This window comes from Rhodococcus sp. NPDC080181 (assembly GCF_040702225.1).
GTDB lineage: Bacteria > Actinomycetota > Actinomycetes > Mycobacteriales > Mycobacteriaceae > Rhodococcoides > Rhodococcoides fascians.
On record NZ_JBFBKN010000005.1, the window covers coordinates 112,146 to 131,677 of the forward strand.

The window sequence follows — 19,532 nt, forward strand, 5'->3', positions numbered from 1 at the left end:
AGCGAGCAATGAAAGCGCCGTAGGTCGGCACAGCAAACCCCCATTTTAGCTCAGCATTCACGTGCCTCCACCCAGGAACGCAGGTGACCCCGGTAACGTCTGAGCGATGACCGACGTCACCGAAACGGCCACTGCCCGCCCAGCCCTGCCCCTCGACCTCACCGGACGGACCGCACTGGTCACCGGGGGTAGTCGAGGCATCGGCCGCGCGATCGCCGCAGAACTGCTCGCGCGCGGTGCCAACGTGGCCATCACTGCGCGTAAGCGGGAACCGTTGCTGGCCGTCGCGGCGGAACTCGGCGACTCCGTACTCGCGCTGGACGGTAACGCGGGCGACCCGGAACACCGGCGCACCGCAGTGGACCGCACCGTCGAGACCTTCGGTTCGCTGGACATCCTGGTCAACAACACCGGTATCAACCCCGTCTACGGCTCGCTGATGGATGCCGACCTCGTCGGTGTCAGCAAGATCTTCGACACCAACGTCGTCGGCACGCTCGGCTTCGTGCAGAACGCGTTCCATGCGTGGATGGGAGAGCACGGCGGTGCGGTCGTCAACATCGCCAGCGTCGCAGGCATCCGCTCCACCGGAGTCATTGCCGCGTACGGCGCATCCAAAGCTGCGTTGATTCGGCTCACCGAGGAGCTGGCATGGCAGCTCGGTCCGAAGATCCGCGTCAACGCGGTGGCGCCGGGCGTGGTGAAGACCAAGTTCGCCGAGGCGTTGTTCGCCGGCGGTGAAGAAGCAGCAGCGGCCGGCTACCCGATGAAGCGACTCGGTACCCCCGAGGACGTGGCATCGCTCGTCGCGTTCCTGGTCTCGGACGCGTCCTCGTGGATCACCGGCGAGACGGTGCGCGTCGACGGTGGCCTGCTCGCCACCGGCGGAATGTGAGCAACCTGTCGGCCGACGTCGCCGTGGTCGGGCTGGGACCGGCGGGTCGCGCGATCGCCCACCGCTGCGCGGCCGCGGGTATGGACGTTCTCGCACTCGATCCGCACCCGTCCAGAACCTGGACGCCGACCTACTCGGCATGGGCGGACGAATTGCCGTCATGGCTCTCGGAGTCCGCAATCGCCTCGACTGCACACAGGCCCGCAGTGTGGACCGATCGGCATCGCGTCATCGACCGGACGTACTGCGTGCTCGACACCCATGCCCTGCAAGCCTCGCTGGCTCTCGACCTCGTACGAGTGCACGCGGGCACCGCAGTCGACGTCACCGGCACCCGCGTCACCACCGTCGACGGGACGGTCGTCACGGCTCGCCACGTCGTCGATGCGCGAGGAACGCTCGACTCGCGCGATCTGGCGCAACAAACCGCATACGGAATCGTCGTCGAGCGGGAACGCGCCGAGCCCATTCTGGAAGGCTCCGACGCCTGGTTCATGGATTGGCGTACCGACAACGGGGTACGACCCGGTGACGTTCCGAGTTTTCTCTATGCCGTCGCACTCGACGACCACCGCGTTCTGCTCGAAGAAACGTGCCTGGTCGGCAGGCCTGCCCTCCACCTCGATGTACTCCGGACTCGTCTGCATCATCGTCTCGCCCGACGCGATCTCGTGCCGACCGGGACCGAGGACATCGAGCGGGTGCGCTTTTCGGTCGAACCTCCGCCGCGCTCACGGCTGCACACCCCACGAAGCGGGCCCGTCTTGTTCGGGTCGCGGTCGAATCTGATGCATCCGGCGACGGGATACAGCGTCGCCGCGTCGTTGGCGTCTGCCGATCACCTGGTCGACGGACTTCGCACCGGCAAGCCGGGGAGCCGACGTGCACTCCACACCTGGACGGTGCAGAAGCTACGCAATCTGGGGCTGCGCACTGCGTTGAGCCTCGAGCCGGAGATGGTGCCGCAGTTCTTCGCCAGCTTCTTCTCGCTGCCGGTCGAACTCCAACGCTCGTACCTGTCCGGTCACGACGACGCCATGGGGACCATGACCGCAATGCTGAGAATGTTCCCTACGCTTCCGGTCTCGGCCAGGCTCGCCATCGCGCGCACCGTCGTCCACGCTCCGAGACGCGGCTGAGTTTCTCGGCAACGGTCGACACACAGGCGCCCGGTCGGCGATCATGAACACATGCGCAGCATTTGGAAAGGCTCGATCGCCTTCGGACTCGTCAACGTTCCGGTGAAGGTCTACTCGGCCACCGAGCAACACGACATCCGGTTTCATCAAGTGCACGCAAAGGACGGCGGACGAATCAAGTACGACCGCATCTGCCAGGAATGCGGAAAATCGGTCCAGTTCGCCGACATCGACAAGGCGTACGACTCGCCCGACGGCGAGCGCGTGATCCTCACCGACGACGACTTCGACAAACTCCCCGCTGCCGAGAAGCACGAGATCCCCGTTCTCGAATTCGTTCCGACCGAGCAGATCGATCCGATCCTCTACGACAAGAGTTACTTCCTGGAGCCCGACTCGTCGTCGCCCAAGGCGTACGTACTGCTGCGAGAGACGCTGGAAGAAACCGAACGCACCGCGCTCGTCCATTTCACGCTGCGACAGAAGACGCGGCTGGCCGCCTTGAGGGTCCGTGACAACGTGCTGGTCATCCAGACTCTGCTGTGGCCGGACGAGGTACGAGCCGCAGAATTCCCGTCGCTCGACGACGCCCCGTCGGCGCGCCCGCAAGAAGTAAAGATGGCGACGTCGCTCGTCGAGAGCATGTCCTCGGAATTCGATCCGACGGAGTACACCGACGACTACCAGATCGAACTGCGCAAACTGATCGACGAGACACTGGCGAACGGTGGCGAGAAGGTCATCCACACCGAGGCCGAATCACAGGACGACGGCGAGGACGCAGAGGTCGTGGATCTGGTCGCCGCCCTCCAGCGCAGCGTCGAGGCCGCGGGAAAGAACGCGAAGTCGGGGTCCGATTCGTCGACATCATCATCGTCGAAATCTTCGTCGTCGAAGACACCGGCCAAGAAGACCACCGCGCGAAAGACGCCGGCAAAGAAGGCTCCGGCCAAGAAGGCCGCAGCGAAGAAGGCTGCCCCGTCCACCGACGAGGCGAAGGGTGCGTGACGGGGCAGCCGGACCGGACCGTCAGACGGTGAAGCCGAGGGCCCGAAGCTGCTCGCGTCCGTCGTCGGTGATCTTGTCCGGTCCCCACGGCGGCATCCAGACCCAGTTGATCTTGAGGTCGGCGGCGAGCCCACTGCGCACGAGCGCACCACGGGCCTGATCCTCGATGACGTCCGTCAACGGGCAGGCCGCCGATGTCAGTGTCATGTCGACGGTGACGATGTCCTCGGCGTCGATCTTGATGTCGTAGACCAAACCGAGATCGACGACATTGATTCCCAGCTCGGGGTCGACGACGTCGCGCATCGCTTCTTCGAGGTCCTCGAGCACCTTGATCTCGTCGGCGGTGAGTTCCACCGGCGTCGTCGTCACAGCCGGTGTGGTCTCTGTTGCGTCGGTCATGATTGCTGTCCTCCGGAAAGTGCCGACTGGGCGGTCTCGCCCGTCGTAGCTGTCGTATCTGCGTCCACTACTTGAACAACCGCATCCTTGAAAGCCATCCAACCCAGCAAGGCGCATTTCACGCGAGCCGGATACTTGGCCACACCGGCGAACGCAATGCCGTCGCCGATGACGTCTTCGTCTCCCTCGACGGTACCTCTGCTGCCGACCATCTCGCTGAACGAATCCACGGTCTTCAGGGCGTCCTGAACTGACAAGCCGACCACCTGATCGGTCAGCACCGACGTGGCGGCTTGGCTGATCGAGCAACCCTGGCCGTCGTACGAGACGTCCGCAACGGTGCCGTTGTCGACGTGAACCCGCAGAGTGACCTCGTCGCCGCAGGTGGGATTGACGTGGTGCACCTCGGCACCGAACGGCTCGCGCAGTCCACGACCGTGCGGATGCTTGTAGTGATCGAGGATCACTTCCTGGTACATCTGTTCCATTCGCATCAGGCGTGTCCCTCCTCACCATTGCGGTCGGTGCCGAAGAACGATTGCGCGCGACGAATCGCGTTTGCGAGCACCTGCACTTCCTCGACCGTGTTGTACAACGCGAAAGACGCCCGCGCGGTCGCTGCCACTCCGAAGCGCCGATGCAGTGGCCACGCGCAATGATGACCGACGCGAATGGCGACGCCTTCGTCGTCGAGAATCTGCCCCAGGTCGTGTGCGTGGATACCGTCGACGACGAACGACACTGCCGAACCTCGATCGACGTTCTCCGTCGGGCCGATGACTCGAACGCCGTCGATCTTTGCGAACTCGGCGAGAGTGGCTGCGACCAAAGTCTTTTCGTGAGCTGCCACGGCGTCGATACCGATGTTGTCGAGGTACCGCACGGCGGCACCGAGCCCGATGACCTGCGACGTCATGGGCACACCGGCCTCGAAGCGTTGCGGCGGAGGCGCGAACGTCGTCTTCTCCATCGTGACCGTCTCGATCATCGATCCGCCGGTGATGAACGGCGGCATCGCATCGAGCAGCGCGGCCTTGCCGTACAACACTCCGACACCCGAGGGTCCCAGCATCTTGTGGCCGGAGAACGCTGCGTAGTCGACGTCGAGGTCGTGGAAATCGACCTTCATGTGGGGCACGGATTGGCACGCGTCGAGAACGACGAGCGCGCCGACAGCTCGGGCGCGACGCACCAACTCCTCGACGGGAGCGACGGCACCGGTCACGTTCGACTGGTGGGTGAACGCGACGACCTTCACCGCGGACGACAATTCCAGCGAGTCGAGGTCGATTCGACCGTCGTCGGTCACCCCGTACCACCGCAGAGTTGCGCCGGTACGGGCCGCAAGCTCTTGCCACGGAACGAGATTGGCGTGGTGTTCGAGTTCGGTGACGACGATCTCGTCACCGGGTCCGAGATGACGATCGAAGCGCTGATCGGCCAACACGTACGTCACGAGGTTGAGCGACTCGGTTGCGTTCTTGGTGAAGACGATCTCGTCGACGTCTGCACCGACGAACGCGGCGATATCCGCCCTGGCTCCCTCGTACGCGTCGGTGGCTTCCTCGGCCAGCTGATGCGCCCCGCGGTGCACCGCCGCGTTACAGGTGGTGAGGAACTCGCGTTCGGCGTCGAGTACCTGCACCGGCCGCTGCGAGGTTGCGCCGGAATCCAGATACACCAACGGCTTTCCGTCGCGGACGGTGCGCGAGAGGATAGGAAAATCGCGGCGAACGGTAGCGACATCGAACGATGTCGCTACCGCCACAGCTGCCGGTGCAGCCATACTCATGCTCCGGTGGTCGCGGCCTGCGTGTAGCCGGCGTAGCCGTTGGCCTCGAGCTCGTCGGCCAGCTCGGCGCCGCCGGACTTGACGATCTCACCGTTGACGAAGACGTGCACGAAGTCGGGCTTGATGTAGCGAAGAATACGGGTGTAGTGCGTGATCAGCAGCACTCCCCCGTCTTCACGCTCCTTGTACTTGTTCACGCCCTCGGACACCACGCGCAAAGCGTCGACGTCGAGGCCGGAATCGGTCTCGTCGAGGATGGCGATCTTCGGCTTGAGCAGTCCCAGCTGCAGGATCTCGTGACGCTTCTTCTCGCCGCCGGAGAAACCCTCGTTGACGTTGCGCTCGAGGAAGTTCGCCTCGATTTCGAGCTCGCTCATGGCGGTTTTGGCTTCCTTGACCCAGTGCCGCAGCTTGGGGGCTTCGCCGCGCACGGCGGTGGCGGCGGTGCGCAGGAAGTTCGACATCGACACTCCGGGCACCTCCACCGGGTACTGCATCGCCAGGAACAGACCTGCGCGGGCGCGCTCGTCGACGCTCATCTCGAGAACGTCTTCACCGTCGAGGGTGATGGTGCCGGAGGTGACGGTGTACTTCGGGTGGCCGGCAATGGCGTACGACAAGGTGGACTTGCCGGAGCCGTTGGGCCCCATGATCGCGTGCGTCTCGCCGGACTTCACGGTCAGGTCGACACCTTTGAGGATGTCGATCGGCTCGGCGGACGAGTCGGTGTTGGCGACGCTGACGTGCAGATCGCGGATTTCGAGTGTGGACATCAAAGTTCCTTTGTGCAGTCGAGAAAGGTTCGGTTGGGCCTACGCGCCGACGACGGCGAGCTCGGTCTCGATGGCAGCATCGAGACGCTCGCGTACGGCGGGGACCGGAATCTTGTCGATGATTTCGTGGAAGAAGCCGCGGACGACCAGTCGGCGGGCCACCTCCTCCGAGATGCCGCGAGCACGCAGGTAGAACAGCTGCTCGTCGTCGAATCGGCCGGTAGCACTGGCGTGCCCTGCTCCGACGATCTCGCCGGTTTCGATTTCCAGGTTCGGTACCGAATCGGCGCGAGCGCCGTCGGTGAGCACGAGATTTCGGTTCAGTTCGTACGTCTCGGTGCCCTCGGCCTCGGCGCGGATGAGAACGTCGCCGATCCATACGGTGTGTGCGTCGACGGTGCCGGGTCCGGTTTCACCCTGGAGCGCGCCCTTGTACATCACGTTCGACTTGCAATGCGGAGCCGAATGGTCGACGAGCAACCGCTGCTCGAGGTGCTGACCGGCGTCGGCGAAGTACACACCGAGCATGTTCGCGTCACCGCCGGGCGCGCTGTAGCGCACGGTCGGGCTGATGCGCACCAAGTCGCCGCCGAGGCTGACGTTGTAGTGGCGCAACACCGAGTCACGACCGAGCAGGGCGTGGTGGGCGGCCACGTGCACCGCGTCCGACTGCCAGTCCTGGATCAGCACGACGTGCAACTGCGAGCTGTCACCCAGCACGAACTCGACGTTCTCGGCGTACGTGCCGCTGCCGCGCTGATCGATCACCACGGTGGCGCGAGCGAACGTGCCGAGGCGAATCTGCACGTGTCCGTAGGCGACGTGGTCGACGCCCGGTCCGTCGATGGTGATCTCGATCGGCTCCGCTACCTCGACCTCGTTGGGAATGCTGACGATCGTGGCCTCGGTGAAGGCCGAATATGCCTGTGCAGCAATCCGATCGGCAGGCACGCCGGCCTTCCCGAGTCGATCGTCGTCGCGTCCCACGGTCTCCACGACCACCTGGTCCGCAGCCCCGACGGTGACCTGAGCGGTCCCGTCGGCGACTGCCGAACCGTCGTGCAGGCCGCGAAGGCGACGCAGCGGCGTGAAGCGCCACATTTCGTCGCGGCCCGACGGCACCTCGAACGCGTTCACGTCGTACGACGTGAATTGAGCGCCCTTGTTGGCGACGAGCTTCGACTTGTCTTCCTTGGCGGAATCGGGGTTCTCGGATGCCGGGTTTTCCGATGCCACGGCACCCATGACTCCGGTGAGGGGGTTGTTCACTTATCCGACCGACCCTTCCATCTGCAACTCGATGAGCCGGTTGAGCTCGAGCGCGTACTCCATCGGCAGTTCGCGAGCAATGGGCTCGACGAATCCGCGGACGACCATGGCCATCGCTTCGTCCTCGGTCATGCCGCGGCTCATCAGGTAGAACAACTGATCGTCGCTGACCTTCGAGACAGTGGCCTCGTGACCCATCGACACGTCGTCCTCACGGATGTCGACGTACGGGTAGGTGTCGGACCGACTGATCGTGTCGACCAGTAGGGCGTCGCACTTGACCGTCGAACGCGAGCCGTGCGCGCCCTTGTTGATCTGGATCAGACCGCGGTAGGACGTCCGTCCACCGCCACGGGCGACGGACTTGCTGACGATGTTCGACGACGTGTGCGGTGCCAGGTGCAGCATCTTGGAACCGGTGTCCTGGTGCTGATCGGGCCCTGCGAACGCGACCGAGAGAACCTCGCCCTTGGCGTATTCGCCGGTCATCCACACAGCCGGGTACTTCATGGTGACCTTGGAGCCGATGTTGCCGTCGACCCACTCCATCGTTGCGCCTGCTTCAGCCTTGGCGCGCTTGGTGACCAGGTTGTAGACGTTGTTCGACCAGTTCTGAATGGTCGTGTACCGGCAACGACCACCCTTCTTGACGATGATCTCGACCACGGCGGAGTGCAGCGAATCGGACTTGTAGATCGGCGCGGTGCAGCCCTCGACGTAGTGCACGTAGGCACCCTCGTCGACGATGATCAGCGTGCGCTCGAACTGGCCCATGTTCTCGGTGTTGATCCGGAAGTAGGCCTGCAGCGGGATGTCGACGTGCACGCCCGGCGGGATGTAGATGAACGATCCACCGGACCACACTGCGGTGTTCAACGCAGAGAACTTGTTGTCGCCCGCGGGGATGACGGTGCCGAAGTACTCGCGGAACAGCTCCGGCTGCTCCTTGAGTGCGGTGTCGGTGTCGAGGAACAACACACCCTGCGCCTCGAGGTCCTCACGGATCGAGTGGTAGACGACCTCGGACTCGTACTGAGCTGCGACACCGGAGACCAGGCGCTGCTTCTCGGCTTCGGGGATGCCGAGCTTGTCGTACGTGTTCTTGATGTCCTCGGGCAGATCGTCCCACGTAGCGGCCTGCTTCTCGCTGGACCGCACGAAGTACTTGATGTTGTCGAAGTCGATGCCGTCCAGGTCGGAACCCCAGTTGGGCATGGGCTTGCGGTCGAAGGTCTTGAGAGCCTTCAGACGGGCTTCGAGCATCCACTCGGGCTCGCTCTTCTTGGCCGAGATGTCACGGACGACAGCCTCGGACAAGCCGCGCTTGGCGCTCGCGCCGGCTACGTCGGAATCGGCCCAGCCGTATCCGTAGGTGCCGAGCGATGCGATGGTCTCGTCCTGAGTCAGCGGCGCGGCGGGTGTCACCTGGTCTGGTGTGACGGTCATGCGGGCTCCTTCCGGAGGCGTGTGCGTTCTCCGACACGGGGCTGCGTGTCGGACGTCATCTTGTGTGAACTATCTGTCGATACGTCGGTACCGGATCGACCGCTCCTCGATCGCGTCGAGGTGAGCGGTACGTGTGTGGTGCAAGCGCAGTTGCCGTTCGCAATGGTGGCAAGACGCTGCACATGCGTGCCGAGGATCTCGGCGAACGCTGCTTGTTCGGCCTCGCACAGCTCGGGAAACTCTGCTGCGACGTGCGACACCGGGCAATGGTGTTGGCAGATCTGCACTCCGTTGCCGACTTGCCGCGTGGTGGCCGAGAATCCCGCCGCACTGAACGCGTCGGCAATTCTTCCCGCCGCCGTTTCCACGGCATGTGCGTCGGAACCGGTCGCGGGTTCGACGTCGGCAACGATGGTGTTGACGCGTTGCCGCGCGAACGTCTCGATGGCGTCGTTGCCACCGATCTTGCGCAGCTGCCGCATGGCGGCTCCGGCCAGATCGTCGTAGGTGTGGCCCAGCCGATTGCGGCCGGCTGCCGTGAGCTGAAAATGCTTGGCCGGTCGCCCGCGTCCACGCTGACGTGCTCCCGCCGGGGTGGTGATCCTGGCCTCGCCTGCATCGATGAGCGCATCGAGGTGGCGCCGGACACCGGCCGCGCTCAATCCCAGGCGAGTGCCGATATCGGACGCGGTGATGGGGCCTTCTTCGAGCAGTAGGGTGACCACTGCGCCCCGCGTCTGCCCCTCGGGGGCCGATGCCGGTCGCACCGACGACGCGCCTGCTCCGGCGGTCGATGGATCGACGCTTTCCGGACGCACGAGCGAGCTCTCGGTTGTTTTCACAACACCAGTGTGACGGAATTGTTTCACCTGGTCCAGCAAGGGTGCCCTATCCCTCAGGTGAATCCGAGCCGGGCGACGAAGGCCGCGGAGTCCGGAGGACCGGGTGAATCGCGCCATGGCACACAGCTACGCTCCCACTGTGCCATCGACCGAGAGTGAGCAGAGTTCCGAGAACTCGCCTTCCGCGACCGGTGCCAGCTCGTCCCCCGATCCCGAGAACCCCGAATCCACGCGCGGCACGCTGCTGCACAGGATGATTCTCACCCCTGCTCGGCGCGTGTTCGGCCTGGAACCGACCCCACCGGGTGCCGGTGTCGCCACGTTGCACGGCGACGAGCCGGAGGCACCCGGTCTCGATCCCGCCGAGACCGTTCAGCTACGCAACATTCGCCGTTTCGGAGCCGCGGGCGCGCTGCTGATGGCGATCGGCGCGCTCGGCGCGGGTGCGCAGCCGGTACTGCAGAACCCGATCGCGGGCGTCCGGTTACTGAGCCTGCCGTCGCGCATGGCCACGTCGGCTCTGACGGTGACCATGACGGGAACCGTCGTCGTGGTCCTCGCGTGGCTACTGCTCGGCAGGTTCGCGTTGGGGCGGACGCGATCGGGCGCGACTCCTCGCCGCCTGTCACGATCGCAGATGGACCGAACTCTGCTGCTGTGGATCCTGCCGCTGAGCGTCGCACCGCCTATGTTCTCGCGCGACGTCTACTCCTACCTGGCCCAGAGCGAGATCACGGCCCGCGGTCTCGACCCCTACGAGATCGGCCCCGTGGATGCACTGGGGGCCGACAACGTCCTGACCCGGACGGTGCCCAACATCTGGCGAGAGACTCCGGCACCCTACGGTCCGCTGTTCCTGTGGATGGGGCGCGGGATCACGTACTTGACCGGCGAGAACATCGTCGCCGGCATTTTCCTGCACCGACTGCTCGCCTTGGCGGGAGTCGCGCTGATCGTCTGGGCGCTGCCGCGTCTCGCACGCCGCTGCGGGGTCGCGTCGGTCACGGCACTGTGGCTCGGTGCCGCGAACCCGCTGTTGCTGTTCCACCTGGTCGCCGGAATTCACAACGAGGCCCTGATGATCGGGCTCATGCTCGCGGGTACCGAATTGGCGCTGCGCGCGATCGAGCGCCCGGGTGCGTTGCGCAGCACCGATATCGCGTTCCTCATCGGTGGAGCGGGTGTGATCGCACTCTCGTCGACGATCAAGATCCCGTCGCTGATAGCGCTGGGGTTCGTCGGAATGGCGCTGTCGAGACGGTGGGGCGGCACTCTGAGATCGGTCGTCTACGCTGCGCTGCTGCTCGGCACGATCGCCGTCGCCGTCCAAGTCGTCGTGAGCCTCGGCAGCGGACTCGGATTCGGATGGATCCACACTCTGGGTACCGCGGGGGTGGTGCGCAGCTGGATGTCGATTCCCACGATTCTCGGCTTGGCCACCGGATTCGTCGGCGTGCTGCTCGGCCTCGGCGATCACACCACCGCTGTGTTGAGTCTCACTCGGCCGATCGCAGCCGTCGTCGCCGGCGTCATCGTCATCCGCATGCTGGTCGCTGTTCTGAGGGGTCGACTGCACTCGGTGGGAGCGCTGGGGGTGGCGCTGGGAGCAGTGGTTCTGCTGTTCCCGGTAGTCCAGCCCTGGTACCTGCTGTGGGCGGTGATCCCGCTGGCAGCATGGGCCACCACTCCGTCCTTCCGGCGTCCCGCCATTGCCTTCTCGTCCTTGGTCAGCGTGATCCTCATGCCGAACGGCAGCGAATACCAGCCGTTCCAGATCGTGCAGGCCGCAGTGATGACCATCCTGACCATCGTCGTGTTGTATCTGCTGACACGGAACCGGCTGCCGTGGCCCACGCGCAGCGGACCACCGGCACCCGAGCGGCACACCGACGAATACGCTGAGTCCTCGTGATCTCCGGGACGTCGAATGCGGCGCAACCTGTCGTGCAGTTGACCGACGTGCGCAAGTCCTACGACGGCACCACCGCCGTCGACGGACTGAGCCTGAGCATCGGTGCGGGTGAAGTTCTCGCGCTGCTCGGCCCGAACGGTGCCGGAAAGACCACCACCGTCGAGATGTGCGAAGGCTTCGTCGTACCCGACAGCGGCACGGTCAGAATCCTCGGCCTCGACCCCATCGCCGAGTCCGCCCAGCTCCGACCCCGCATCGGCGTCATGCTGCAGGGCGGCGGTGCCTACCCGGGGTCCAAGGCGGGCGAAATGCTCGAGCTCGTCGCCTCGTACTCGGCCGACCCTCTCGACACGACGTGGCTGCTCGACTGTCTGGGCCTGACCTCGGCGGTCCGCACACCCTATCGACGGTTGTCCGGTGGCCAGCAGCAGCGACTGGCGTTGGCCTGTGCCATCGTCGGCCGCCCCGAGTTGGTGTTTCTCGACGAACCGACAGCCGGACTCGACGCCCAGGCCCGACTGCTGGTGTGGGAATTGATCGACGCACTTCGACGGGACGGCGTCGGCGTTCTACTGACCACACATCTGATGGACGAGGCCGAGCAGCTGGCGGATCGGTTGACGATCATCGACAACGGTCGCGTCGTCGCCTCCGGATCCCCGTCCGAGCTCACCAAGCAGGGAGCCGAGGGACAGTTGCGCTTCTCCGCTCCCCCCGGTCTCGATCTGTCCCTGCTCGACGCGGCCCTGCCCTCCGGTTACGTACCGTCGGAGACGTCACCGGGGTCGTACGTCGTCACCGGAGTGATCGAACCGCAGATCCTGGTGGTCGTCACCTCCTGGTGCGCACAGCAGAACGTGTTGGCGACGGAGTTGCAGGTCGATCAGCGGCGGCTCGAGGACGTCTTCCTCGAACTGACCGGCAGAGAATTGAGGATGTGACGGTGCGCAGAGAAGCCCGGCTCGCCGACAACCGTTTCGAGACAGGACTGTTCGCGCCGCGCCCACAGCCGGCGTCGGCCGCTCGGATGCTGTTCGCGCAGTCGCGTCTCGAGCTGAAGTTGTTGCTGCGCAACGGTGAGCAGCTGCTGCTGACGATGTTCATTCCGATCACGCTGTTGATCGGACTCACCCTGCTGCCGTTCGGTGAGCTCGGCGACGACCGCGTCGCGCGGGTCGTGCCGGCTGTGATGATGGTGGCCATCATGTCGACGGCATTCACCGGACAGGCGATTGCCGTCGGGTTCGATCGTCGCTACGGCGCCCTCAAGAGACTCGGTGCCACGCCACTCCCACGGTGGGGAATCATCGGCGGCAAGTCGGTAGCCGTCGTGATCGTGGTGATCATGCAGTCGGTTCTGCTGGGCTCGATCGGCGTCGCCCTCGGCTGGCGACCGAGTGCGGCAGGCCTGCTGCTCGGGGCGGTCGTCATCGCTTTGGGAACGGTGACGTTCGCCTCGATGGGGTTGCTGCTCGGCGGCACCCTGCGGGCGGAGATCGTGTTGGCATTGGCCAACGTCGCCTGGTTCGTGATGCTCGGGATCGGCAGCGCGGTGTTCGTCGACGACCAGATTCCGCAGGGCCTGCAGAACGTCGCACGGATAGTCCCGTCCGGCGCACTCGGCGAGGCGCTCAACCGCGGTGTGGCCTCGTCGTTCGACCTCTTCGGGGTCGCCGTGCTGCTCGTCTGGGCTGCGGTCTGCGGCACTCTCGCGGTCCGAACCTTCAAATTCACCTGAGCGAGGCTTTCCGCCGGTCGCTCTACCCAACGACGCTGTGTAGTTGATCGGCGTTTACCATCGTGGAGTGCCCTACCTCCTACGGAAGCTCTACGGCGTGTTCCTGCGCCTCGTGGCCTATCTGCCCCTGCCCTCGCTGCGGGTACAGCGGGTGCTGGCATTCATCGCCATCCTCACCCAGGGCGGCATAGCCGTCACCGGTGCGGTGGTTCGAGTGACCGGCTCCGGGCTCGGGTGCCCCACCTGGCCACAGTGCTTCCCCGGAAGCTTCACGCCGGTCGGAGTATCCGAGGTTCCGGTGCTGCATCAGGCCGTCGAGTTCGGTAATCGACTGCTCACCTTCGTGGTGGTCATCGCCGCTGCGGCCGTCGTTCTCGCTGTCACTCGCGCGGCCCGGCGGCGCGAGGTGTTGCTCTTCGCGTGGTTCATGCCGCTGGGAACCGTCGTGCAGGCCGTCATCGGTGGCTTCACCGTGTTGACCGGCCTGCTGTGGTGGACAGTGGCCATTCACCTCGTGGTGTCGATGGCAATGGTCTGGCTGGCTACCCTGCTGTTCGTCAAGGTGGGTGAAACCGACGCCGCGCCGAAGTCGTTGCCCACCGTCCCCGCCGCGCTACGCGGGCTCACTGCTCTGTCCGGCGTCGCGCTGACCGGCGTACTGATCGCCGGGACGATGGTGACCGGTGCCGGCCCGCACGCCGGCGACAAGAGCATCGACGAGCCGGTACCGCGCCTGGGCATCGAGATCGTCACGCTGGTGCACGCCCACTCGCAATTCCTGGTCGGGTATCTCGCGCTGCTCGTCGGGCTCGGTTTCGCCCTGTACGCGGTCGGAGCGCCGACTGCCGTCAAGCAGCGGCTGCACGTTCTGGTGGCGATCGTGCTGGCCCAGTCCCTGATCGGCCTGGTGCAGTACTTCACGGGCGTTCCCGCAGTACTCGTCGCGTTCCACGTTGCCGGTGCCGGTGCCTGCACGGCTGCCACGGCTGCGCTGTGGGCATCGTGCAGAACACGCGGTCCTGCGGTTGCCGATCGGGAAGCCGACGTGGACAGGGTCGCCGCAGCGTCCTGAGGCCCGGCAGTCTTCGGGTGTCGGCTCCTCAGCAGGCTCGACACGCGGGTGTCCAAGCACGGCAGTTTCGAATCATAGCGGAGGGGCAGCCGACCTCCCCCTCAGATGGCCGACTGCCCCTTCACTGACTTCGACGCATCGGACCGCGAGACGGTTCCCGTCGAGTCGAAAAAACTTTGCGGCTCTCGTCCTACCCGACGATGGCCTGGTTACGGGCCTTCGGGAACTTCTTCTGCCGAGCGACCCAGCCGGCCATCTTCTCGTAATGGCCCGGTGCCGGATTGACCGAACTGACCAGCTCGCGGTCCCACTCCGCCTCGGTCAGTTCGTCGAACCTGGCGACGATCGCGTGTGCGACCGCAGTGGACGGAACCACCTGATCTCCGAGCACTCCGTCTGCGCCGACCAGCGTGAGCCGGGTTCCGGCCCGACCGATGGGTTGGATCACCACACTTGCCGAGTTGCCGTGATCGGCGAGAAAAGCCTTCACAGCCGCGAGAGTTCCCTTCGGAACCTCGTTGGACGTGTCCTTCTCGTTGCCCGCACTGTCGATTTCGGTAGCCATGCAGACACGATACCGAGGTCGTCCACCGTGCCGGCATCGGCCCGCCGAATCGCTACTGATCGGTAACTTGTCGCACCGGTCGTGGAAGCGTGCCTCCGCCCTCGAACTCACATCGCTCCCGTGTAGAACAGGGATATGCGTGCCATTCGAGTAGACAACACCGGCGGACCCGAGGTCATGGTCGTCGTGGACGTGCCCATTCCCGAGCCCGGACCGGGGCAGGTTCTCGTGCGCGTCGACGCCATCGGGATCAACTACATCGACACCTACTTCCGCCGCGGCATGTATCCACGGTCCCTGCCCTACGTCCCCGGCGACGAGGGTTCCGGAGTTGTCCACGAGGCCGGCCCTGACGTCACCGCGTTCGCTCCTGGGGACCGCATCGCCTGGGCGGCCGCGCCGGGTAGCTATGCCGAGTTCGTCGTCGTGGACGCCTCGTCCGCCATATCCGTTCCCGACGGCGTTCCGGCCGATCAGGCGGCGTCGGCGCTGCTCCAGGGCATGACTGCGCACTACCTGATCGAGTCCACCTACCCGGCGCGCAGCGGCGACACGGTCCTCGTGCACGCGGGCGCGGGAGGCGTCGGACTACTGCTGACCGAGATGGCGGTCGGAAAGGGCGTACGGGTCATCACGACGGTGTCCACCGATGCCAAAGCAGAGCGGTCGGTCCAGGCCGGTGCCGCCCACGTACTGCGGTACGACGACGACATTGCGGCCCAGGTTCGCGAACTGACCGGCGGCGAGGGAGTCCATGCCGTCTACGACGGTGTCGGAGCCGACACGTTCGAGGCCAGTCTGGCGTCGCTGCGTATCAGAGGCACGCTGGCCCTGTTCGGTGCTGCGAGCGGCCCGGTACCGCCGTTCGACCCACAGCGGCTCAACGGGGCCGGATCGGTGTTTCTGACCAGGCCCACTCTGGCGCATCACATACGGGACCGAGCCGAGCTCGAATGGCGTGCGGGCGATGTGTTCGACGCGTTGGCGAGCGGCGCTCTGACGGTCGAGGTCGGCGCTCGCTACGCGCTCGAAGATGTCGCGCAGGCACACATGGACCTGGAAGGACGTAAGACGACCGGTTCGATCGTTCTCGTCCCCTGATCGGGTGCAGATGTGAGGAGGCGCTCGCTCAGGAGACCAGCTGGGCGAGCGTCTGCCAGCCGAGGACAGAGTCGACGGCGAGGCCGCAGAACACCAGCGCCAGGTATTCGTTGGACAGGATGAACAGCTTGAGAGGCTTGACCGGTGTTCCAGCCCGCACGCCTGCGTACAGGCGATGCGCCACGACGAGGAACCAAATTCCCGATGCCACCGCGATCACCGCGTAGACGACGCCGGAGCCCGGGGCCAGTGCCAACGTCGCAGCAACCGTGGCCCACGCGTAGAGCACGATGTGCTTGGTCACCTTGGTCTCCGACGCGACGGCAGGGAGCATCGGGACGTTGGCCGCCTGGTAGTCCTCCTTGTAGCGAAGCATCAAGGCCCAGGTGTGCGGCGGTGTCCACAGGAAGATGACGAGGAACATCACCAGCGCCTGCCAGCCGATCGTGCCGGTGACGGCGGACCAGCCGATCATGACCGGCATACAGCCGGCGGCACCGCCCCACACCACGTTCTGCGAAGTTCGGCGCTTGAGCACCAGGGTGTAGACGAAGATGTAGAAGCAGATCGTGACGACGGCCAGCACGCCGCTGAGGAGGTTGGTCGTCGCCCAGAGCCAGAAGAACGAGAACACCCCGAGGACGAGACCGAACACCAGTGCGTGCGACACAGGCATCGCGCCGCGGGCCAACGGCCGCTTCTCGGTGCGCTTCATCACCTTGTCGATGTCTGCGTCGACCACCATGTTCAAGGTGTTCGCGCTCGCCGCGGCCAGCATTCCACCGAACAGTGTGGTGAGAATCAGCCACGGGTCCACGTGACCGCGATCTGCCAGCAGCATCGCGGGAATGGTCGTGACGAGAAGTAGCTCGATGACCCGAGGCTTCGTCAGCGCGACATAGGCCAGGAAGAGAGCCCACGCTCTGCGCGGCGCCGACGCCGGCGCGGCGTATTCGGTGTCGCCCTGGTCGTCTGCTCCGAATCCGGGGCCGCCGGCGAAACCGTGTCCGCCCGGCTGCTGCCCAATTCGCACTGCGTCTCCTCGCACGACTGTCGTTCTCTGGCGCTCGGCCACTTGCCACGCGCCGTCGGGCACGCGGGTTCGTTCCTGGCGGCCGACCGATCCTGGGAGAACCGCCTCACGAGGACCTCGGCCACCGACGCGCACGCGGATGGTCCCGGTTCGGAAATTGCCCCCGGGAGCCGTCGAGCATGCGCCTACTACAGACGATGGTAGACGGCGGGGTTTGCACGTCCAATTCGCAGGGCACCCAAACCGAAGAACGATGCGGCGACGCCACACACGTTCGTGCTCCGACGGGGGAAGGCACGACAGTAGCGTCGGTCGGAACTAGGCTGGTGGGGGACGTCCTTCGGCATCGACTACGTTCGCGCCTCACGCAGGCGCTGTGCAGTTACCGCCGAGCGACGAATCCTCGGAGCCACAACTCGAACGAATGTCAGGAGATTTCTGCTCGTGTCGATCACAGACGATATTGACGTCCTCACCACGGCGCACCACCCCAGCGACTGGACGGACCTGGACACCCGGGCGGTCGACACCGTTCGTGTCCTGGCAGCGGACGCAGTGCAGAAGGTCGGCAACGGCCACCCCGGAACCGCGATGAGCTTGGCTCCCCTCGCGTACACCCTCTTCCAGCGCACCATGCGCCACGACCCCACCGACACCCACTGGATCGGCCGCGACCGGTTCGTACTGTCGTGCGGTCACTCGAGCCTCACCCTGTACTTGCAGCTCTACTTGGGCGGTTTCGGTCTCGAGCTCGCAGACATCGAAGCACTGCGGACCTACAAGTCCAAGACCCCGGGGCACCCCGAGTTCCGCCACACCGACGGCGTCGAGATCACCACCGGCCCACTCGGCCAGGGACTGGCATCCGCTGTGGGAATGGCAATGGCATCGCGCCGTGAACGCGGACTGTTCGATCCCGAACCTGCGCTCGGCGAGAGCCCGTTCGATCACTTCATCTACGTGATCGCCTCCGACGGCGACATCGAAGAGGGCGTCACGTCCGAGGCGTCGTCGCTCGCTGGCACCCAGCAGCTCGGCAACCTGATCCTGTTCTACGACGACAACAAGATCTCGATCGAGCACTCGACCGACATCGCCTTGTCCGAGAACACCGCGGCTCGGTACGAGGCCTACGGGTGGCACGTACAGGTCGTCGAGGGCGGCGAGAACGTCACCGCGATCGAGGAGGCCATCGAGGCCGCCAAGGCCGTCACCGACAAGCCGTCGATCATCGTGCTGCGGACCATCATCGGGTTCCCGGCTCCGACGATGATGAACACCGGTGCCGTCCACGGTGCCGCGCTGGGCGACGACGAGGTCGCGAAGGTCAAGCAGGCCCTGGACTTCGACCCGGCCAAGACGTTCGAGGTCAGCGACGAGGTCATCGGCCACACTCGCAAGCTCCAGGAACGCGGCCGCGCCGCACACACCGAGTGGATGACGCAGTTCGAGGCCTGGGCAGCCCGTGAGCCCGAGCGCAAGCAGTTGCTCGACCGTCTTCAGCAGGGCACGCTGCCCGAGAACTGGACCGACGTGCTGCCCACGTGGGAGCCCGGCAGCAAGGCCGTCGCCACGCGTGCGGCGTCGGGCGAGGTCCTCAACGCCGTCGGACCCGTTCTTCCGGAACTGTGGGGCGGCTCGGCCGACCTCGCCGGCAGCAACAACACCACGATCAAGGGTGCGAAGTCCTTCGGCCCCACGTCGATCTCCACCGACGACTGGGACGCCGAGCCCTACGGCCGCACGCTGCACTTCGGTATCCGCGAGCACGCCATGGGTGCGATCCTGTCGGGCATCGTCATGCACGGTCCGACCCGCGCGTACGGCGGAACGTTCATGCAGTTCAGCGACTACATGCGGCCGTCGGTTCGCCTGGCGTCGCTGATGGACATCGATCCCATCTACGTATGGACCCACGACTCCATCGGCCTCGGCGAGGACGGCCCGACGCACCAGCCGGTCGAGCACCTCGCGGCCCTGCGTGCGATTCCCAACCTGTCTGTCGTACGCCCCGGTGACGCCAACGAGACGGCATACGCCTGGCAGTCGGTGCTCGCCAGGTCGAGCAGCAGCGGGCCCGTCGGCCTGGCGCTGACGCGTCAGGGCATCCCGATCCTGGAAGGCACCAGCTTCGAGGGCGTCTCGAAGGGTGGCTACATCCTCTCCGAGTCGTCGAAGGCCAGCCCCGACGTCGTCCTGATCGGCACCGGTTCCGAACTGCAGTACGCAGTGGAGGCCCAGAAGCTGCTCGAGGCGCAGGGCATCGCGGCACGCGTGGTGTCGATGCCGTGTGTCGAGTGGTTCGAGAGCCAGGACCAGAACTACCGCGACCAGGTCATTCCGCCCACCGTCAAGGCGCGGGTGTCCATCGAGGCCGGCATCGCGATGCCGTGGTGGAAGATCGTCGGCGGTTTCGGCGAGATCATCTCGCTCGAGCACTACGGCGAATCTGCCGATGCGGCAACACTTTTCCGCGAGTTCGGCTTCACGGCCGACGCCGTCGTCGCGGCCGCGCAGCGCTCCATCACCAACGTGAAGGGATAAC

18 protein-coding genes are annotated in these 19,532 nt (G+C 65.4%); 9 read left to right on the top strand and 9 right to left on the bottom strand.

The window, feature by feature from the left end:
* Nucleotides 1–106: 106 nt before the first annotated feature.
* From AB0O58_RS07925 to AB0O58_RS07935, 3 genes are read left to right on the top strand one after another with little or no spacing between them, the layout of a single operon-like run.
* A complete protein-coding gene (locus AB0O58_RS07925) occupies nucleotides 107–895 on the top strand; it encodes an SDR family oxidoreductase (RefSeq protein ID WP_045841762.1) in 789 nt (262 codons plus the stop codon).
* Nucleotides 892–2,034, top strand: coding sequence for a lycopene cyclase family protein (locus AB0O58_RS07930; protein WP_366238090.1), 1,143 nt, complete (start codon nucleotides 892–894; stop codon nucleotides 2,032–2,034). Before AB0O58_RS07925 ends, AB0O58_RS07930 begins: the two co-directional genes overlap by 4 nt.
* A 51-nt stretch (nucleotides 2,035–2,085) precedes the next feature.
* The gene (locus AB0O58_RS07935; protein WP_206497533.1) at nucleotides 2,086–3,042 is read left to right on the top strand and encodes a Ku protein; all 957 of its coding nucleotides are present in this window, start codon (nucleotides 2,086–2,088) and stop codon (nucleotides 3,040–3,042) included.
* A gap of 21 nt (nucleotides 3,043–3,063) precedes the next feature.
* Here the strand turns inward: AB0O58_RS07935 and AB0O58_RS07940 are convergent, their stop codons facing one another.
* The 7 genes from AB0O58_RS07940 to AB0O58_RS07970 are packed head-to-tail and all read right to left on the bottom strand — an operon-like array spanning nucleotide 3,064 to nucleotide 9,602.
* Complete coding sequence (locus tag AB0O58_RS07940; protein ID WP_027497026.1) at nucleotides 3,064–3,444, bottom strand: metal-sulfur cluster assembly factor; 381 nt, start codon at nucleotides 3,442–3,444, stop codon at nucleotides 3,064–3,066.
* The gene (sufU, locus tag AB0O58_RS07945) at nucleotides 3,441–3,938 is read right to left on the bottom strand and encodes a Fe-S cluster assembly sulfur transfer protein SufU (RefSeq protein WP_027497025.1); all 498 of its coding nucleotides are present in this window, start codon (nucleotides 3,936–3,938) and stop codon (nucleotides 3,441–3,443) included. The genes AB0O58_RS07940 and sufU overlap by 4 nt, the downstream gene beginning before the upstream one ends.
* On the bottom strand, nucleotides 3,938–5,230 hold the full coding sequence (locus tag AB0O58_RS07950; RefSeq protein ID WP_032372457.1) for a cysteine desulfurase: 1,293 nt from the start codon (nucleotides 5,228–5,230) through the stop codon (nucleotides 3,938–3,940). The genes sufU and AB0O58_RS07950 overlap by 1 nt, the downstream gene beginning before the upstream one ends.
* Nucleotides 5,231–5,232: 2 nt before the next feature.
* On the bottom strand, nucleotides 5,233–6,009 hold the full coding sequence (gene sufC, locus AB0O58_RS07955; protein WP_027497023.1) for a Fe-S cluster assembly ATPase SufC: 777 nt from the start codon (nucleotides 6,007–6,009) through the stop codon (nucleotides 5,233–5,235).
* Nucleotides 6,010–6,048: 39 nt separating this feature from the next.
* Nucleotides 6,049–7,254 carry a Fe-S cluster assembly protein SufD gene (sufD, locus tag AB0O58_RS07960; protein ID WP_206497595.1) on the bottom strand — a complete coding sequence of 402 codons (1,206 nt, stop codon included), beginning with the start codon at nucleotides 7,252–7,254 and terminating at the stop codon, nucleotides 6,049–6,051.
* Nucleotides 7,255–7,278: 24 nt separating this feature from the next.
* Nucleotides 7,279–8,724, bottom strand: coding sequence for a Fe-S cluster assembly protein SufB (gene sufB / locus AB0O58_RS07965; protein ID WP_027497021.1), 1,446 nt, complete (start codon nucleotides 8,722–8,724; stop codon nucleotides 7,279–7,281).
* Nucleotides 8,721–9,602 carry a metalloregulator ArsR/SmtB family transcription factor gene (locus AB0O58_RS07970; RefSeq protein WP_032391608.1) on the bottom strand — a complete coding sequence of 294 codons (882 nt, stop codon included), beginning with the start codon at nucleotides 9,600–9,602 and terminating at the stop codon, nucleotides 8,721–8,723. The genes sufB and AB0O58_RS07970 overlap by 4 nt, the downstream gene beginning before the upstream one ends.
* 217 nt (nucleotides 9,603–9,819) lie before the next feature.
* Here AB0O58_RS07970 and mptB point away from each other — a divergent pair, with 217 nt between their 5' ends.
* From mptB to AB0O58_RS07990, 4 genes are all read left to right on the top strand, one after another.
* The gene (mptB, locus tag AB0O58_RS07975; RefSeq protein WP_239536226.1) at nucleotides 9,820–11,478 is read left to right on the top strand and encodes a polyprenol phosphomannose-dependent alpha 1,6 mannosyltransferase MptB; all 1,659 of its coding nucleotides are present in this window, start codon (nucleotides 9,820–9,822) and stop codon (nucleotides 11,476–11,478) included.
* A complete protein-coding gene (locus AB0O58_RS07980) occupies nucleotides 11,475–12,419 on the top strand; it encodes an ABC transporter ATP-binding protein (protein WP_032365765.1) in 945 nt (314 codons plus the stop codon). Before mptB ends, AB0O58_RS07980 begins: the two co-directional genes overlap by 4 nt.
* On the top strand, nucleotides 12,416–13,216 hold the full coding sequence (locus AB0O58_RS07985) for an ABC transporter permease (protein WP_032382065.1): 801 nt from the start codon (nucleotides 12,416–12,418) through the stop codon (nucleotides 13,214–13,216). The genes AB0O58_RS07980 and AB0O58_RS07985 overlap by 4 nt, the downstream gene beginning before the upstream one ends.
* 67 nt (nucleotides 13,217–13,283) lie before the next feature.
* Nucleotides 13,284–14,288, top strand: a complete 1,005-nt coding sequence (locus AB0O58_RS07990; RefSeq protein ID WP_206497531.1) for a heme A synthase — start codon at nucleotides 13,284–13,286, stop codon at nucleotides 14,286–14,288.
* A 190-nt stretch (nucleotides 14,289–14,478) separates the two neighbouring features.
* Here AB0O58_RS07990 and AB0O58_RS07995 read toward each other — a convergent pair whose 3' ends face one another.
* Nucleotides 14,479–14,853, bottom strand: coding sequence for a hypothetical protein (locus AB0O58_RS07995; protein WP_027497017.1), 375 nt, complete (start codon nucleotides 14,851–14,853; stop codon nucleotides 14,479–14,481).
* Between the two features lie 135 nt (nucleotides 14,854–14,988).
* Between AB0O58_RS07995 and AB0O58_RS08000 the strand changes: the two genes are divergently transcribed.
* Nucleotides 14,989–15,954 carry a quinone oxidoreductase gene (locus tag AB0O58_RS08000; protein WP_206497530.1) on the top strand — a complete coding sequence of 322 codons (966 nt, stop codon included), beginning with the start codon at nucleotides 14,989–14,991 and terminating at the stop codon, nucleotides 15,952–15,954.
* Nucleotides 15,955–15,982: 28 nt separating this feature from the next.
* Here AB0O58_RS08000 and AB0O58_RS08005 read toward each other — a convergent pair whose 3' ends face one another.
* A complete protein-coding gene (locus tag AB0O58_RS08005) occupies nucleotides 15,983–16,987 on the bottom strand; it encodes a heme o synthase (protein ID WP_206497529.1) in 1,005 nt (334 codons plus the stop codon).
* 444 nt (nucleotides 16,988–17,431) lie between these two features.
* Between AB0O58_RS08005 and tkt the strand changes: the two genes are divergently transcribed.
* Nucleotides 17,432–19,531, top strand: a complete 2,100-nt coding sequence (gene tkt / locus AB0O58_RS08010; protein WP_032382068.1) for a transketolase — start codon at nucleotides 17,432–17,434, stop codon at nucleotides 19,529–19,531.
* Nucleotide 19,532: the final 1 nt, after the last annotated feature.